Source organism: Pseudomonas sp. GW821-FHT09E12 (assembly GCF_059416085.1).
The window spans coordinates 731,224-747,289 of the sequence record NZ_JBWKOM010000003.1; the positions used below are offsets into that span (position 1 = coordinate 731,224).

The 16,066-nt window shown below is 60.6% G+C and carries 14 protein-coding genes and 1 tRNA gene; 11 read left to right on the forward strand and 4 right to left on the reverse strand.

Features of this window, described 5'->3' with window-relative positions; translation table 11 throughout:
• The first annotated feature begins 495 nt into the window (after nt 1-495).
• From rpoE to AC07PQ_RS11980, 4 genes are all read left to right on the forward strand, one after another.
• Nucleotides 496-1,077 (forward strand): RNA polymerase sigma factor RpoE/AlgU, encoded by a 582-nt coding sequence (rpoE, locus tag AC07PQ_RS11965; protein WP_007930230.1) that lies wholly within the window; start codon nt 496-498, stop codon nt 1,075-1,077.
• 31 nt (nt 1,078-1,108) lie between these two features.
• Entirely contained in the window at nt 1,109-1,696 is a 588-nt protein-coding gene (locus tag AC07PQ_RS11970; RefSeq protein WP_007930231.1) for a sigma-E factor negative regulatory protein, read from the forward strand.
• 8 nt (nt 1,697-1,704) lie between these two features.
• A complete protein-coding gene (locus AC07PQ_RS11975; protein WP_007930232.1) occupies nt 1,705-2,667 on the forward strand; it encodes a MucB/RseB C-terminal domain-containing protein in 963 nt (320 codons plus the stop codon).
• A gap of 248 nt (nt 2,668-2,915) precedes the next feature.
• A complete protein-coding gene (locus tag AC07PQ_RS11980) occupies nt 2,916-4,343 on the forward strand; it encodes a DegQ family serine endoprotease (RefSeq protein WP_007930233.1) in 1,428 nt (475 codons plus the stop codon).
• A 77-nt stretch (nt 4,344-4,420) separates the two neighbouring features.
• Here AC07PQ_RS11980 and AC07PQ_RS11985 read toward each other — a convergent pair whose 3' ends face one another.
• Nucleotides 4,421-5,854, reverse strand: coding sequence for a M48 family metalloprotease (locus AC07PQ_RS11985; RefSeq protein ID WP_007930234.1), 1,434 nt, complete (start codon nt 5,852-5,854; stop codon nt 4,421-4,423).
• Nucleotides 5,855-5,951: 97 nt separating this feature from the next.
• Between AC07PQ_RS11985 and AC07PQ_RS11990 the strand changes: the two genes are divergently transcribed.
• The gene (locus tag AC07PQ_RS11990) at nt 5,952-6,191 is read left to right on the forward strand and encodes a sulfurtransferase TusA family protein (RefSeq protein ID WP_007930235.1); all 240 of its coding nucleotides are present in this window, start codon (nt 5,952-5,954) and stop codon (nt 6,189-6,191) included.
• Nucleotides 6,192-6,232: 41 nt separating this feature from the next.
• On the forward strand, nt 6,233-7,303 hold the full coding sequence (locus AC07PQ_RS11995; protein WP_007930236.1) for an AI-2E family transporter: 1,071 nt from the start codon (nt 6,233-6,235) through the stop codon (nt 7,301-7,303).
• Nucleotides 7,304-7,391: 88 nt separating this feature from the next.
• Here AC07PQ_RS11995 and AC07PQ_RS12000 read toward each other — a convergent pair whose 3' ends face one another.
• Together AC07PQ_RS12000 and AC07PQ_RS12005 are read right to left on the reverse strand one after the other, a co-directional pair.
• Nucleotides 7,392-7,865: a peroxiredoxin gene (locus AC07PQ_RS12000; RefSeq protein ID WP_493185553.1), complete on the reverse strand. Its 474-nt coding sequence runs from the start codon at nt 7,863-7,865 to the stop codon at nt 7,392-7,394.
• Nucleotides 7,866-7,875: 10 nt separating this feature from the next.
• Complete coding sequence (locus AC07PQ_RS12005) at nt 7,876-8,436, reverse strand: glycine cleavage system transcriptional repressor (protein ID WP_007930238.1); 561 nt, start codon at nt 8,434-8,436, stop codon at nt 7,876-7,878.
• A 327-nt stretch (nt 8,437-8,763) separates the two neighbouring features.
• Here AC07PQ_RS12005 and dapA point away from each other — a divergent pair, with 327 nt between their 5' ends.
• From dapA to AC07PQ_RS12030, 5 genes are all read left to right on the forward strand, one after another.
• Complete coding sequence (dapA, locus tag AC07PQ_RS12010) at nt 8,764-9,642, forward strand: 4-hydroxy-tetrahydrodipicolinate synthase (protein ID WP_009042590.1); 879 nt, start codon at nt 8,764-8,766, stop codon at nt 9,640-9,642.
• Nucleotides 9,643-9,659: 17 nt separating this feature from the next.
• Nucleotides 9,660-10,772, forward strand: a complete 1,113-nt coding sequence (bamC, locus tag AC07PQ_RS12015) for an NlpB/DapX family lipoprotein (protein ID WP_007930240.1) — start codon at nt 9,660-9,662, stop codon at nt 10,770-10,772.
• 4 nt (nt 10,773-10,776) lie between these two features.
• Entirely contained in the window at nt 10,777-11,535 is a 759-nt protein-coding gene (locus tag AC07PQ_RS12020) for an MBL fold metallo-hydrolase (RefSeq protein ID WP_007930241.1), read from the forward strand.
• 28 nt (nt 11,536-11,563) lie between these two features.
• Entirely contained in the window at nt 11,564-12,274 is a 711-nt protein-coding gene (purC, locus tag AC07PQ_RS12025) for a phosphoribosylaminoimidazolesuccinocarboxamide synthase (protein WP_007930242.1), read from the forward strand.
• A gap of 84 nt (nt 12,275-12,358) precedes the next feature.
• A tRNA-Ser gene (locus AC07PQ_RS12030) sits at nt 12,359-12,448 on the forward strand.
• A gap of 174 nt (nt 12,449-12,622) precedes the next feature.
• Here the strand turns inward: AC07PQ_RS12030 and AC07PQ_RS12035 are convergent.
• Nucleotides 12,623-16,066: beta strand repeat-containing protein (locus tag AC07PQ_RS12035; RefSeq protein ID WP_495072389.1), on the reverse strand; the 3,444-nt coding region annotated here is incomplete at its 5' end.

A 16,066-nucleotide genomic window follows, 5' to 3' on the forward strand; every position in this document is an offset into this window, starting at 1 on the left:
TGCAGCCCACTAGTATATAGAGGGGGGGATCGGCACAATAGCGGTGCCTTCGTGGCATTATGAAATTATGAGGGCGAGAAAAGCGGTCTTGCGAGGCAGTGATGGGTGGCTCGATTTTTCAGTCAAATCGGGGAGCTGGCGACTGTATCGAAGATGTAGCAACCTTTTTCTCTTCATGGTTACACAATGTTCGCTCCGTACGGCTATAAAGATTGGGAACTTTTGACACGGCCCCAAACTCAATAGAAGGTTGCCTGATAGAAGGGACAGCGTCGGTTTTATGCAGGACTTGTGTCGTGGTCATGCAGCTCAATTCGACGACAGGATTATTCGCGCAGCCGGCCTTGCCCGCGCTGCGTTTTTCGTGCGTGCCAAATCAGAGCCCGCAGGAAACTTGCTTGGAGGGGGAGAACTTTTGCGAAAAGCCCGAGTCTATGTTTGCAAGCCTGATCGTTTAGTTATGCAAGCCTCCTCCGAGCTTATCGAGGAGTGTTCATGCTAACCCAGGAAGAGGATCAGCAGCTGGTCGAGCGCGTTCAGCGCGGCGACAAGCGAGCTTTCGATCTGCTAGTGCTGAAATACCAGCACAAAATTCTCGGGTTGATCGTGCGTTTTGTGCACGACACCCATGAAGCCCAGGATGTTGCACAAGAAGCCTTTATCAAGGCTTACCGTGCGCTTGGTAATTTCCGCGGTGACAGTGCGTTTTATACGTGGCTGTATCGTATCGCCATCAACACGGCGAAAAACTATCTGGTTTCGCGCGGCCGCCGGCCGCCGGATAGCGATGTCAGTTCCGAGGATGCGGAGTTCTACGATGGCGATCATGGCCTCAAGGATCTCGAATCGCCGGAGCGCGCATTGCTGCGGGATGAGATCGAAGGCACCGTCCATCGAACCATTCAGCAACTGCCAGAAGATTTGCGTACGGCTTTAACTTTACGTGAATTCGATGGTCTGAGTTACGAGGACATTGCCAGCGTCATGCAGTGTCCGGTGGGTACCGTGCGCTCCCGGATTTTCCGCGCTCGGGAAGCCATCGACAAAGCCCTGCAGCCGTTGTTGCAGGAAACCTGAGACAGCGGCGACAGCCAAGAGAGGAACCGCCATGAGTCGTGAAGCCCTGCAGGAATCGCTGTCCGCGGTGATGGATAACGAAGCGGACGAACTGGAATTACGTCGGGTATTGAATGCCGTCGACGAAGTGGAAACCCGTGAGACCTGGGCTCGTTACCAGATCGCCCGGGCGGCCATGCACAAGGAATTGCTGCTTCCGCGTCTGGACATCGCCGCGGCTGTTTCTGCTGCGCTGGCTGACGAAGCCGTACCGGCCAAGGCCACTCGTGGTCCATGGCGTAGCCTGGGTCGCCTGGCTGTTGCCGCATCGGTGACCGTTGCCGTATTGGCGGGTGTTCGCCTGTACAACCAGGATGAGATCGCTGGTGTCGAACTGGCACAGCAATCGAACCAGCCAACCCTGGCCGCTCCTCAAGTAAAAGGCCCAGCTGTATTGGCCGGCTACAATGAGAGTTCGGAAGCCCCTGGCCCTATGGCCAACGGCGTATTGCAAGGTCAGCCAGGCTGGCACGATCAGCGTCTGCCAAGCTACCTGCGTCAGCATGCTCAACAAGCTGCACTGAAGGGCACTGAAAGCGCTCTGCCTTATGCTCGTGCGGCGAGCCTGGAAAACCGTTAAGGAGGATCATGCGCGCCATCCCTCTACTCTCGCTTCTGCTCAGTGGCTGGTTCATTGTTCCAGCCCACGCCGACGAAGCTCAGGATTGGTTGAAACGTCTTGGGCAAGCCGAACAGCAGCAAAGCTTTCAGGGTACTTTCGTCTACGAGCGTAATGGTAGTTTTTCTACCCATAACATCTGGCATCGCGTCCAGGATGGCCAGGTCCGCGAGCGACTGATTCAGCTCGACGGTTCCGCTCAAGAGGTTGTGCGTGTTGATGGGCGTACCCAATGTGTCAGCGGTACGCTGGTGGCTGGACTCGGGGACGCCCCCAACTCTTCGGCCCACTCACTCGATCCAGAAAAACTCAAGAATTGGTACGACCTTGCCGTCATCGGCAAGTCGCGTGTGGCTGGGCGCTCCGCGGTCATTGTTTCCCTGACCCCGCGGGACCAGCACCGTTATGGTTTTGAATTGCATCTGGACCGCGAGACGGGCCTGCCGCTGAAATCGCTGCTGTTGAACGATAAGGGGCAGTTGCTCGAGCGCTTCCAGTTCACTCGCCTGGATACGGCGGATGTGCCGAAGGACAGCGAGCTGCAGGCCAGCGCCGAATGCAAGGCCGTGGCCCTGGACAGCGACAAGGCCTCCGCGGTGAAGGCTGCGCAGGCCTGGCATTCCGACTGGCTGCCGCCAGGCTTCGAGTTGACCAGCAGCAGTGCGCGTAAAGATCCCGACACCAAGACCATGGTCAACAGCCTGATGTATGACGATGGCCTGGCCCGCTTCTCGGTGTTCCTCGAACCGCTCAATGGCGCGACGGTGACCGACACCCGCACTCAACTGGGTCCGACCGTGGCGGTATCCCGACGCCTGACCACGCCTGAAGGCGAAATGATGGTAACGGTGGTGGGTGAGATACCTATCGGTACCGCCGAACGGATCGCCTTGTCGATGCGTACCGACGCCGCTGCGCCCAAGGCGCAGTGAGAGTACAGCCCCAGGTGTTCATCGAGCGTTAATGTTGGTTGTGTAAGAGGTCTGCAATGCCAGCTCTGCAATCGAGATATCTAAATGTTCGGTGAACATTTTCATTTGCAAAACCCCCTGTTTTTTCTTATAGGTCAGAGCCACTAGGTTCTGGCCTTGTTTGTCGTTTCCGGGACAAAAGTACTGCGCGAGTCGCCTGGTATTTCTTGTCCCTATCGCTTAACCACGCTCGTTGTAATGGGAGCCGTATGTCGATACCACGTTTGAAATCCTATCTCTCCATTTTCGCTACTGTGCTGGTGCTCGGTCAGGCCGTTACCGCGCAGGCGGCGGACTTGCCTGACTTCACACAACTGGTCGAGCAGGCGTCGCCTGCAGTGGTCAACATCAGTACCACGCAGAAGCTCCCGGACCGCAAGGTTTCCGCCCAGATGCCTGACCTCGAAGGTCTGCCGCCGATGCTGCGCGAGTTTTTCGAGCGTGGCATGCCGCCGCAGCCGCGTTCGCCACGGGGTGATCGCCAGCGTGAAGCCCAGTCCCTGGGTTCTGGTTTCATCATTTCGTCGGACGGTTACATCCTGACCAACAATCATGTGATTGCCGATGCGGATGAAATCCTTGTCCGCCTGGCCGACCGCAGCGAATTGAAAGCCAAGCTGATTGGCACCGATCCACGCTCCGACGTGGCGTTGCTGAAGATCGACGGCAAGGACCTGCCGGTGCTGAAGCTGGGCAAATCCCAGGACCTGAAGGCCGGCCAGTGGGTAGTGGCTATCGGTTCGCCGTTTGGTTTCGATCACACCGTCACCCAGGGCATCGTCAGTGCCATCGGTCGTAGCCTGCCGAACGAAAACTATGTGCCGTTCATCCAGACCGACGTGCCGATCAACCCGGGTAACTCCGGTGGTCCGCTGTTCAACCTGGCCGGTGAAGTGGTGGGTATCAACTCGCAGATCTACACCCGTTCCGGCGGTTTCATGGGTGTGTCCTTCGCTATCCCGATCGATGTCGCCATGGACGTTTCCAACCAGCTGAAAGCCGGTGGCAAAGTCAGCCGCGGCTGGCTGGGCGTGGTTATCCAGGAAGTGAACAAAGACCTGGCGGAGTCCTTCGGCCTGGAGAAGCCGGCCGGTGCGCTGGTGGCCCAGATCCAGGACGACGGCCCGGCGGCCAAGGGCGGCCTGCAGGTGGGTGATGTGATCCTGAGCATGAACGGTCAACCGATCATCATGTCGGCGGACCTGCCGCATCTGGTCGGTGCCCTCAAGGCGGGTGCGAAAGCCAATTTGGAAGTGATTCGTGACGGCAAGCGCAAGAACGTCGAATTGACCGTTGGTGCGATTCCGGACGAAGACAAGGCCCTGGACGCCATTGGCAAGTCCGGTGCCGAGCGCAGCAGCAACCGTCTGGGCGTGGCGGTGGTCGAGCTGACCGATGAGCAGAAGAAAACCTACGACCTCAAGGGCGGTGTGGTGATCAAGGAAGTTCAGGATGGTCCAGCCGCGCTGATCGGCCTGCAGCCGGGCGACGTGATCACTCACCTGAACAATCAGGCGATCACTTCGACCAAGAACTTCACTGAAATCGCCCAGGCGCTGCCGAAGAACCGTTCGGTATCGATGCGGGTTCTGCGTCAGGGACGTGCCAGCTTCATTACCTTCAAGCTGGCCGAGTAATCCGTGTAGCGGATTGATCGTGCAATAAAAAGCCCGCCTCGAAAGAGGCGGGCTTTTTTTGTGGGCGCCGGTTGGGCTCAGCGCATCATGTCCTTGACCATCTGCTCCTGGTCCATCAGCTCACGCTGACGTGCATCGATCCGTGAAGACAGGGGGAAGTTGCTGCCGGCGCGACGTTTGGCGAAATCCAGCTGCTGGATCGCCTGGCGATAGTCGCCGACCAGGGCAAAGTATTCGGCCCGCGCCTGATGCAGGCCGATGATATTGCCCGACAGGCCACGGGTTTCCGCCACCGAGTACCAGACGTCCGGATCGTCGGAGCGGGTCTTGAGCAGGCTTTCCAGGGCCTTTTCGGCGTCTGCCGGGCGATTCTGCTTGAGCAGCAGGTCGACCCTGACCTGGTTCAGTGGGTAGTTGCCCGGATACTGCGCAAGCATTTTATCCACCCGGGCCTGGGCGTCGGAAAAGCGGCTGGTGGCGGTATCCAGATCGATCTGGGCCAGGTTGTAAGTGATGTCGTTAGGTTGCTTGGCTAGCAGCTGCTTGAGGTTTTCCCGGGCATCGTTGAACTGGCTGCCCTTGATCTGGGCGATGGCGAGGCCGTAGCGGGCGATGTCGTTTTTCGGGTTTTCGTCGAGCTGGGCGCGGAAACGCTTGGCACCCATGCCAGGGGACTCTTCGTAGATCAGCTGTACTCGTGCGCGAATCAGTTGGTAACGCAGGCTGTCTTCCTTGCCGCCGGCCTTGGCCTGTTCGGCGCGGTTGCGGGTGTCGGCGATCCGCGATTCGGTGACCGGGTGAGTCAGCAGGAACTCCGGCGGCTTGGCGTCGAAACGGTACTGGCGCATCAGGCGCTCGAACATGGTCGGCATGGAGCGCGGGTCATAACCGGCCTTTTCCAGGTTGAGGATGCCGATGCGGTCGGCTTCCTGCTCGTTCTGCCGGGAGAAGCGCCGTTGTTCCTGGATGGCCGCGGCCTGGGTGCCGGCAATGGCGGCGATCCCGGCGTCGCCACCGCCCGCCGCGGCGATCACGATCCCGGCCAGCAGGGCGGCCATCATCGGCACCTGCATGCGTTGCGAAGCCTCGACGCCACGGGCGAAGTGGCGTTGCGACAAGTGCGCCAGTTCGTGAGCCAGCACCGAGGCATATTCGCCTTCGGTCTGGGCGTTGAGGAACAGTCCACCGTTGACCCCGACAATCCCGCCAGGAGCGGCAAACGCGTTGAGCTGCGGGCTGTTGATCAGGATGAACTCGAGACGTCGGTCGTTGACCTGGCTGGTCTCGACCAGTTTGTAGACGCTGGTTTCGACGTAGTCCTTGAGTTGCGGGTCGTTGAGTTGCGAAACCTGGCTGCGCAGCAACGCCAGCCAGGCGCGGCCCAGTTGGTGTTCCTGTTGGGGCGAGACAATGGCAGAGCTGGCGTCACCGAGTGATGGCAGGTCGTCGGCGAAGCCTGGTGAGGCGAGCAGGCAAGCGAGCGTCAGCAGGGTAGGGCGCAAAAAAGTCATGCACAAAGCCTTAGTCGACAAAGAGTCTACTGTAGCCGGACACCAGGCCTTGGACCAGATATTCTAGGCATCTCGACGACCCTCCCGGAGTGACGCAATGACTGATGCTGTAGCCCACGACGCCGAGCTCGATGCCAGCGGACTGAACTGCCCGCTGCCGCTGCTCAAGGCCAAGATGGAACTCAATCGCCTGGCCAGCGGCGCGGTGCTCAAGGTGATCGCCACGGATGCCGGCTCCCAGCGCGACTTTCGCACCTTTGCCCGTTTGGCCGGTCATACCCTGCTTCGCGAGGAAGACGAGGCCGGGGTCTATCGTTACTGGCTGAAGAAGGCCTGAACCGCCCCGGAAATCATCGCGCCTCTGTCTAAGGATCATTGATGTTCAAAGTGTTACGCGACTGGATTCAGCGCTACTTCTCCGATGAAGAGGCCGTGGTACTGGCCGTTCTGTTGTTCCTGGCCTTCACCGCGGTGCTGACCCTGGGCGGCATGCTCGCGCCGGTGTTGGCGGGGATGGTGCTGGCCTATCTGATGCAGGGGCTGGTGCTCACGCTGGAACGCTGGCGTTTGCCTGGCGGGGCGGCGGTGGGTCTGGTCTTCGCTCTGTTCATGGGGCTGCTACTGGTGTTCATCGTGGTCGTCGTGCCGCTGTTGTGGCACCAGTTGATTACCTTGTTCAACGAGCTGCCGGGAATGCTCGCCAAGTGGCAATCGTTGCTTCTGTTGTTGCCGGAGCGTTATCCGCACCTGGTGTCCGACGAACAGGTGCTGCAGGCGATCGAGGTGGCACGCGGCGAGATCGGCAAGTTCGGCCAGTGGGCGCTGACCTTCTCGCTGTCCAGCCTGCCGCTGCTGGTCAACATCATGATCTATCTGGTGCTGGTGCCGATCCTGGTGTTTTTCTTCCTCAAGGACCGGGCGATGATCAGCCAGTGGGTGCGCGGTTACCTGCCGCGCGAGCGGGCCCTGATCACCCGGGTGGCCCAGGAGATGAACCGGCAGATCGCCAATTACATTCGTGGCAAGGTGATCGAGATCGTCATTTGCGGCGGGGTGACCTACATCGCCTTCGTGGCCCTGGGGCTGAACTACGCGGCCCTGCTGGCGCTGCTGGTGGGGATTTCGGTGGTGGTGCCCTACGTCGGGGCGGTGGTGGTGACCGTGCCGGTGGCGCTGATTGCCTTGTTCCAGTGGGGCTGGAGCGACCAGTTCATCTATCTGATGGCGGTCTACGGGATCATTCAGACCCTGGATGGCAACGTGCTGGTGCCGCTGCTGTTCTCCGAGGCGGTGAACCTGCATCCGGTGGCGATCATCTGTGCAGTACTGTTGTTTGGCGGGCTGTGGGGCTTCTGGGGGGTGTTTTTCGCGATTCCCCTGGCCACCCTGTTCAAGGCGGTACTGGATGCCTGGCCGCGCAAGGAGCCGGTCGTGGCGCCCTTGCTCTAGAGCGGCCCTGCTCTGGAAATGAAAAGGGGGCGGCTGAATCAGCCGCCCCCCTTTTTTTAATCGGTTACCTTTTAGTCGGCTACCACGCTCAGGCCTTGTTCAGCGCCTGCGCAGCAGCCAGTACCGCATCCACGTGGCCTGGCACTTTCACGCCACGCCATTCCTGGCGCAGCACTCCATTTTTGTCGATCAGGAAGGTGCTGCGATCGACGCCCATGTATTCCTTGCCGTAGAGCTTCTTCAGCTTGATCACGTCGAACAGCTGGCAGACGGCTTCGTCCTTGTCGCTGATCAGCTCGAAGGGGAATTCCTGCTTGCACTTGAAGTTCTCATGGGACTTCAGGTCATCGCGGGAGACGCCGAACACCTCGGTGTTGGCGGCCTTGAACGCGGCGTATTGATCGCGAAAGCCCTGGCCCTCGGTGGTGCAACCCGGGGTGCTGTCCTTGGGGTAGAAGTAGATCACCACCTGCTTGCCCTTGAGCGCGGCCAGGCTGACGGTCTGACCGCTGGTGGCCGGGGCTTCGAAATGGGCAACAGGTTGGTCGATGGCAACGGCCATTGGGGCTTCCTTACATTGGGTTCTGTGGGCGCCAGGGTTCGATCAGCGCATCGAGATTCATTGCGTCGGCGAAGTCCAGGAACTGATCGCGCAGCCAACTGATCTGGGTGCCGGCCGGCAAGGTCACGGTAAAGGTGGCGTTGAGCATGGTGCCGCCGGTCTGCGGGGCCTGATAGGTATCGCAGGTCAGGTTTTCCAGCTCGACATGGTGGTCGATGAAGAACTGGCACAGTTCATTGACGATGTCCGGGCGGTAGGCGGCGCTGACGTAAGCCACATAAGGCAGGGCCTGCGGGCGGTTTTCCAGGGCCGCGCTGCGCACCACGTTGACAGTGAAGGCGTATTTCTTCGCCAGCGACGGCAGGCCGGCCTCCAGGCGCGCCAGGGCATCCCAGCTGCCGGAAACCTCCAGGACCAGCGCGCTGCACTCGCCATGGCGGGTCAGGCGGGAGGTCACCACGGCGCAGCGGTTTTCATGGCTGGCGCGGCACAGGACGTTGGTCAGCTCCATGGGGTTGGCGCCGAGGGCACTGATGACAAGGAATTGTTCGCGGACTGTGGGGGTGGACATGCAGCATTCCTAAAGCGATGAGCGGTCGATACTTTTGCAGGCTCGAGTACTGGGTAAACATCCGGATGCGGTTTCAGAAGCCCTGAACCGCCAGGTTGCGACGAGCTCCATAAAAGGCGAGAGCGAAGGGCGGCAACGCAGGATTGGGGCTTCGGATGCCGAAAAGGGAGGCTGGAACCCGGCGTACAAGCTTAGCAGTACCGATCAAAGCCTGAAGGGTAGCGAAATACATCGCTCAGGGGAATGCTCGCAGCGCGGTACTTCGCTTGTGCAAGCATCTTGGCGCCAGTACCATTACCGCTCTCTTTTTCCGGCAGGAGCGGTTGCATGATTGCGGGCAGTATGGTGGCACTGGTCACACCCATGGATGCACAGGGTCGTCTCGACTGGGACAGCCTGAGCAAACTGGTGGACTTCCACCTGCAAGAGGGCACCAACGCCATTGTGGCGGTCGGCACTACAGGTGAGTCGGCTACCCTCGATGTGAACGAACACATCGAAGTGATTCGTCGCGTGGTCGCTCAGGTTGCAGGGCGTATCCCGGTGATCGCCGGTACCGGCGCGAACTCGACGCGCGAAGCGATCGAGCTGACCACCAACGCGAAGATCGCCGGTGCCGACGCTTGCCTGCTGGTGACCCCTTATTACAACAAGCCGACGCAAGAAGGCCTGTATCAGCATTTCCGTGCCATCGCCGAAGCCGTCGATATCCCGCAGATCCTCTATAACGTGCCGGGCCGCACCGCTTGCGACATGCAGGCCGAGACCGTGATTCGCCTGTCGACCGTGCCGAACATCATCGGCATCAAGGAAGCCACCGGTGACCTGCAGCGCGCCAAGGACATCCTGGCTGGCGTGAGCAGCGACTTCCTGGTGTACTCCGGCGACGACGCAACCGCCGTCGAACTGATCCTGCTGGGTGGCAAGGGCAATATTTCGGTGACCGCCAACGTGGCGCCAAAAGCCATGAGCGAGATGTGCGCCGCCGCGATGCGTGGCGATGCCGCCACCGCCCGGGCGATCCACGAGAAGCTGATGCCGCTCAACAAGACTCTGTTTATCGAATCCAACCCTATTCCCGTGAAATGGGCCCTGTGCGAGATGGGCTTGATGGCGAACGGTATCCGTCTGCCGCTCACCTGGCTCAGTGCTGCCTGTCACGAACCGCTGCGGCAGGCCATGCGCCAGTCCGGCGTATTGGTTTAATTGAGGAAGTACTACGCATGAAGCGATTGGCCGGACTTTCCGCACTTGCCTTGATTATCTCCAGCACCAGTGGCTGCGGTTGGATTTGGGGGCCGGAAGGCTACTTCCGTGACCGCGGCAGCGATTACCTGCAAGCGCAACAGACCGCACCGATGCAACTGCCGTCGGATGTCAGCACCTCCAAGCGCCTCGATCCGCTGCTGCCGATTCCGCGCAATGTGGCCGACGACACCGTCAAGGGCGAATACATCGTGCCGCGTCCGCAGCCGTTGGGCTCGGTGGCCGATGCCAGCGACTACACCCTGCAGAAGAGCGGCGATGCGCGTTGGGTCATGGCCCAGCACGCCCCGGCCGAAGTCTGGCCGGTGGCCATGCAGTTCTTCCAGGACAACGGTTTCCGTATTGACGAGCAACGTCCGCAAACCGGCGAGTTCACCACCGCCTGGCAGCGTTCCGACGAACTCTCCGCATCCATGGCCAAGCGCCTGGGCAGCGTAGGTTCGGCCGATAACGAAACCCGCGTGCGGGTGCGTATCGAGCCAGGCGTGCAGCGCAATACCAGTGAAGTCTACGTGGTCAGCGCCGAACGTCCTGTCGGCAGCACCTCCAACGTCGATTTCACCAACCGCTCGGTCAACACCAGCCTGGATGCCGCGCTGGTCGACGAAATGCTCGCCAGCATGAGCCGCAGCGCCGAGAAGGGCGGTTCGGTCTCCCTGCTGGCCGCGCGTGATTTCGATACCCCTAGCCGTGTCAGCCTCACCGAAGACGGCAGCGGCAACGTGGTGCTCAACCTCGGCGAAGACCTCGACCGCGCCTGGTCGAGCGTCGGCCGTGCCCTGGAACAGGGCGAGTGGCGCGTTGAAGACATCAACCGCAGCCTGGGCCTGTACTACATCAACCTGGCGGAAAAAGCCGAGAAGAAAAACGACGAGCCGGGCTTCTTCGGCAAGTTGTTCGGCAGCGCACCGGCCAAGGAAGAAATCGAGGCCCGCGCCGAGCGTTATCAGGTTCGCCTGAGCAAGGTGGGCGACAACGTCCAGGTCACCGTCGAGAAAGACATCAACACCGTTGCTCCGCCTGAAGTGGCGCGCAAGGTCTTGACTGTGATTCAGGACAACCTAGGCTGATCCGATGCGTTTCGCCGTTCTCGGCAGTGGTAGTCAAGGGAATGGCACGCTGATAGCCAGTGACGACACCTACGTCCTGGTGGATTGTGGTTTCTCCTTGCGCGAAACCGAGCGGCGCCTGCTGCGCCTGGGGGTAGCCCCCGCGCAGCTGAGCGCGATTCTGGTAACCCACGAACATGCCGACCACGTGCATGGCGTGGGTTTGCTGTCTCGGCGCTACAATTTACCGGTCTACCTCAGTCGCGGCACGTTGCGCGGGATGCGCAAACCGGTGGACGCCGCGGGTTTTCTCGCCGGGGGCGAGACGCTTCAGGTCGGTGCCTTGAGCATCGACGTGACCCGCGTCGCCCACGATGCGCTGGAACCTGTGCAGTACGTGTTCAGTGACGGCCGGCGGCGTTTTGGCCTGCTGACCGACCTGGGTTCCTATTGCGACACGGTGATCGACCGCTATCGCGGGCTGGATGCCTTGATGATCGAGGCCAATCACTGCCGCGATATGCTGGCCCGAGGTTACTACCCGTATTTCCTCAAGCAGCGGGTCGGTGGGGAAATGGGACATTTGAACAACCATCAGGCTGCAAGCCTGGTGGCCGAGTTGGGCTGGCAGGACCTGCAGCATCTGGTACTGGCCCATCTCAGCAGCAAGAACAACCTGCCGCAGCTGGCCCGGCAATGTTTTGTCGACACCCTCGGGTGCGACCCGGACTGGCTACAACTGGCCGATCAAGATTCAGGGCTCGACTGGCGACACATCGCCTAGCCCACCTACTTAGCAAGCGGAGCCCATCATGGAAAAACGTGAAGAACTCTACCGTGGCAAAGCCAAATCGGTTTACAAGACCGACGACGCCGACCGCCTGGTCCTGCTGTTTCGCAACGACACCTCGGCGTTCGACGGCAAGCGTATCGAGCAGCTCGATCGCAAAGGCATGGTGAACAACAAGTTCAACGCCTTCATCATGCAAAAGCTCGAAGAGGCCGGCGTGCCGACCCAATTCGACAAGCTGCTGGGCGACAACGAGTGCCTGGTGAAGAAGCTGGACATGATTCCGGTCGAGTGCGTTGTGCGTAACTACGCCGCCGGTAGCCTGGTCAAGCGCCTGGGTGTGGAAGAGGGCCTGAAGCTCAACCCTTATACCTTCGAACTGTTCCTGAAGGACGACGCCAAGGGCGACCCGTTCATCAACGAATCTCACGTCGTGGCCTTCGGTTGGGGCACCGCCGAGCAACTGGCACGCATGAAAGAACTGTCGCTCAAGGTCAACGAAGTCCTGAGCAAGCTGTTCGACGATGCCGGCCTGCTGCTGGTGGACTTCAAGCTGGAGTTCGGCGTATTCCACGGCCAGATCGTCCTGGGCGACGAGTTCAGCCCGGATGGCTGCCGCTTGTGGGACAAGGAAACCCGCAAGAAGATGGACAAGGACCGCTTCCGTCAGGGGCTCGGTGATGTGATCGAAGCCTACGAAGAAGTCGCAAACCGTCTGGGCGTACCGCTGTAATCGACGCAACCGACTGATAGCACGGAAAAAATTTGCCCGAGGGGCTTCGCTTCGGGCAAAGGTGCTGTTATGATGCGCGCCGTTGGAGAGATGCCAGAGTGGCCGAATGGGACGGATTCGAAATCCGTTGTACCTTCGCGGGTACCTAGGGTTCGAATCCCTATCTCTCCGCCATTATTGAAGTAGCCGAAGCCCCTGAAAACGTTAAAGTTTTCAGGGGCTTCGTCGTTTCTGGCTGTTTTTATTCCCCCCGCTTGTTCCCCCATCTGGATTTCGAAAAGCTGACTGCGGGGCCACTCGATTCACATCGAGCATACTGACCCTCCCAGCCAGCTCCAGCCCAATGCATCACGCGGTCAGCGTATGGTCGGCCTCCCCGAACCAGGTGCGTACCAGATCGGGGCTGGGGGTGCCAGCGTGGTCAAGCACCGCCACATCGACGAAGTGCTTGCCATTGTTGGCGCCATCGGGATCCACCTGCACCGTGATGTCGCTGCCGGACTGCGCCAGTTGGACAAAGTCAGCTACCTGGCTGGTGCCGCTGACGAAGTTGGCGTTGAGCAGCGTGGAGAGGTCGACGGTGTCACCTTCGGCAAAGTTGTAGTCGAGGATATGGTCGCCGCCTTCATTCGCGTTGAGGTAGGCGAACACGTCGGCTCCCGCGCCGCCGCTGAGGGTGTCCTCGCCGCCACGACCCACGATGATGTCGTTGCCGTCGCCGCCACTGAGCGTATCCGCGAGCATGCTGCCCACCAGTGTGCCGCTGGATTCGCCGTGGAAGCTGACTTGGGTGCCGGCTTCGCCACCGTCGGTGACCTGGAAGTCTTCTACCGAGTAGTGCCCCAGCAGGTTCACCTCGGCTCGATGCGTACCATCGTCCACCGTCAGCAGGCCACCGGCGCCAGAGGCGTTGGCGGTGTAGCCGAGCTGGGTGTTGGCGCCAAAAGCGAGATCGCCGAACGTCAGCAAGTCATCGCTCTCGAGGCCGAGGATACCGACCAGCGAGCCCGCTGCTTCAGCCTGGGCGATCACCAGCGAGCCCGCACCTTCGCCGTGAAAGGCGACGGAGGTGTGTGCGGCGCCAGCGAAGGTCAGGCTGGCATTGCCGTCGATGGTTGCGCTGCCATTGCCGGTCACGTCGGCCAGCAGGTGCAGGTCACCACCGTTGGCCCACAGATGGCCGGTGTTTTCGACCGTGCTCGCCACCGTCATGCCGCCTGTGCCTGTGGACTCCAGCACACCACTGTTGGTGATGGTGTGGGTGCCGGTGTCGAGCACCAGGCTGTTCAAGCCGCTGGCGAGGATCAGCCCCGCATTGGCCAGTATCATTTGCCCGGCGCCCAACTGGCCGGCGCCGGAAATGCGGTTGTCGACGTTGGTCAGCACGGTGTCGGCGCTACCGCCGAAAATCACGTTTTGCGCGTTGTCGGATAGCAGCACCTGGCCGCCACCGGTCAAGGTCGCGCCACGGAACAGAATCTCAAGACGGGTCTCGTTGCCAGCGGAGCCGAGTTCGATGGTGCCGCTATTATCGAGGCTGCCACCGAACGGCATGATCGCGCCGTCGGCAATGGTGAGGGTGCCGGTATTGCTGGTAAGCGGGTCCCTATCGAACTGGAAGTTCGCTTCGCTCAGGTCCGCTGCATCGACACCTCTCAAGGTGACCGTCTGGCCGGAGCCGATGCTGACCAGGGCATTGCCGTTTACGTCGTTGCTGATGCTCAAGTCAGCGAAGGTGGTGACGCCTGTGAAGCCGATCAAGTCGATTTTGTCCGCCATGACGTCGAAATTGTAGATCTGGTTGTTACCGATTGGCTGGGCGAAGACGAACGTGTCGGCACCGGACGAACCGGTCAGGTTGTCATCAGCGGACAAGGCAAAGATCGGCGAGCCTGGGGCATAGACTTCGACGTTGTTGAACACGTAGGCGCTTGCGGTGCTGCCGTCACTGTTGCTCCAGTACATGTTGACATCAAGTACCAACGCACCTGCGAAGTCGCTTGGGGTTGTCACGGTCAAGGCGCCGGGATCGTTGGTCTGCACGGTCCAGGTGCCGTCGCCGTTGTCGGTTCCAGCATTGAACACCCACCCCGAAGGAATGCCACTGATGGCCACCGTTACGGGGCCGTTAATCTCGGCCAGTGGAATGTCGAGGGCCAGATTGATGGGTTCGCCGGCAACGCCTGCCGGAAGGTTTGCACTGCTCCCGGCAGCCCCGGGATTACCCGCCAGGTCGGTGTAGCTGTTCGCGGCAACGTCGACTTTTATGCTACCGCCCAGCGTTCTGGTCAGCGTCGCGGTGTAGGTATCGCCATCGACCTGGGTAAAGTTACTGAAGGTTCCGCGGGGCGCTCCGCTCGTCGTAGTCACCGAGACATCCGAGAGGTTGAAACCGCTCACTGTCTCACTGAACTGGAATGTGACCGTCGACGTCGAGCCGATCGAACTGCCTAAGGCCGTCCCTGTCACTGTCACCGTTGGCGCCACGCTATCGACAGGCGTCTCGACGACGTTCTGCACATTCACCGTAATGGTCTGCGTATCGGTTCCGCCATTGCCGTCGGCCACCTGAACGTCCACGACGTAGGCATTGTCGCCGTCGGTACCACCGATATCCTGGGGATTCTCGTAATCGGGCGCCGAATTGAACGTCAGCACTCCGCTCGAACTGATCGAGAATTTGCCGAAGTCCGTCCCGGCCGTATTCAGGATCGAGTAGCTCAGCGTCTGCGCTGGTAGATCGGCATCGGTCGCCACCACCGTCGTGACCGCTGTGGTGTTTTCCGCCACGCTGACCGAAGCCGTCGCACCACCGCCGTTGGAGGTGATCACCGGGCTGTTGTCGTTGACTCCCGTCACGGTTACGGCGATCGCCTGGTCGTCAAACAGCGTGCCGTCCGACGCCCGCACAATCACGTCATAGACATTGTTCGTTCCCGAATCCGCCGGCGCTTCAAAGTTGGGTGCGGAAATAAAGCTCAGCGCACCTGTGCCTGAAACGATCGAGAACTTCGCGGCATCCGCTCCGCCGACGATGCTGTAGCTCAGTGTTTGTGCGGGTAGATCAACATCGGTTGCCGCCACTGTCGTGACCGCTGCGGTGTTCTCCGCGACGTTGATCGAAGCCGTCGTACCACCGCCGTTGGAGGTGATAGTCGGCAAATCATTGCTGCCGGCGATATGCACCGTGACTGAAGTGAGGGTGCCATCGGCACTGCTCACCGCGAAGGTGTCGGTGTAGGTGGTGCCAGCGGCGAACTCGTTGTGAGCGGAGTCGGCGGTGTAGGTCCAGGCACCGCCGGTGCCGATGGAGAACTTGCCGTAGCTGCCGACGGTGTTGGTCTGGGCGACGAAGGTCGCGGCGCTGTCGACGTCGCTGATGGTCAGGGTGCCGGCGGTGGAAATGTCAGCGACGGCATTGGTCTCGGTGAGATTGGCGATGCCGGCGGACAGCACGGCCGCATCGTTGGTGCCGAGAATATGCACAGTGACCGAGGTGAGGGTGCCATCGGCACTGCTCACCGCGAAGGTGTCGGTGTAGGTGGTACCTGCGGCGAACTCGTTGTGAGCGGAGTCGGCGGCGTAGGTCCAGGCACCGCCGGTGCCGATGGAGAATTGGCCGTAGCTGCCGACGGTGTTGGTCTGGGCGACGAAGGTCGCGGCGCTGTCGACGTCGCTGATGGTCAGGGTGCCGGCGGTGGAAATGTCAGTGGCTGCATTGGTCTCGGTGAGATTGGCGATGTCGGCGGACAGCACGGCGGCATCGTTGGTGCCGAGGATATGCACCGTGAC

What these genes read in the sequence shown, in the direction of transcription:
- rpoE (WP_007930230.1), top strand. Translation starts at nt 496, where the DNA reads ATGCTAACCCAGGAAGAGGATCAGCAGCTGGTCGAGCGCGTTCAGCGC.
- AC07PQ_RS11970 (WP_007930231.1), top strand. Translation starts at nt 1,109, where the DNA reads ATGAGTCGTGAAGCCCTGCAGGAATCGCTGTCCGCGGTGATGGATAAC.
- AC07PQ_RS11975 (WP_007930232.1), top strand. Translation starts at nt 1,705, where the DNA reads ATGCGCGCCATCCCTCTACTCTCGCTTCTGCTCAGTGGCTGGTTCATT.
- AC07PQ_RS11980 (WP_007930233.1), top strand. Translation starts at nt 2,916, where the DNA reads ATGTCGATACCACGTTTGAAATCCTATCTCTCCATTTTCGCTACTGTG.
- AC07PQ_RS11985 (WP_007930234.1), bottom strand. Translation starts at nt 5,854, where the DNA reads ATGACTTTTTTGCGCCCTACCCTGCTGACGCTCGCTTGCCTGCTCGCC.
- AC07PQ_RS11990 (WP_007930235.1), top strand. Translation starts at nt 5,952, where the DNA reads ATGACTGATGCTGTAGCCCACGACGCCGAGCTCGATGCCAGCGGACTG.
- AC07PQ_RS11995 (WP_007930236.1), top strand. Translation starts at nt 6,233, where the DNA reads ATGTTCAAAGTGTTACGCGACTGGATTCAGCGCTACTTCTCCGATGAA.
- AC07PQ_RS12000 (WP_493185553.1), bottom strand. Translation starts at nt 7,865, where the DNA reads ATGGCCGTTGCCATCGACCAACCTGTTGCCCATTTCGAAGCCCCGGCC.
- AC07PQ_RS12005 (WP_007930238.1), bottom strand. Translation starts at nt 8,436, where the DNA reads ATGTCCACCCCCACAGTCCGCGAACAATTCCTTGTCATCAGTGCCCTC.
- dapA (WP_009042590.1), top strand. Translation starts at nt 8,764, where the DNA reads ATGATTGCGGGCAGTATGGTGGCACTGGTCACACCCATGGATGCACAG.
- bamC (WP_007930240.1), top strand. Translation starts at nt 9,660, where the DNA reads ATGAAGCGATTGGCCGGACTTTCCGCACTTGCCTTGATTATCTCCAGC.
- AC07PQ_RS12020 (WP_007930241.1), top strand. Translation starts at nt 10,777, where the DNA reads ATGCGTTTCGCCGTTCTCGGCAGTGGTAGTCAAGGGAATGGCACGCTG.
- purC (WP_007930242.1), top strand. Translation starts at nt 11,564, where the DNA reads ATGGAAAAACGTGAAGAACTCTACCGTGGCAAAGCCAAATCGGTTTAC.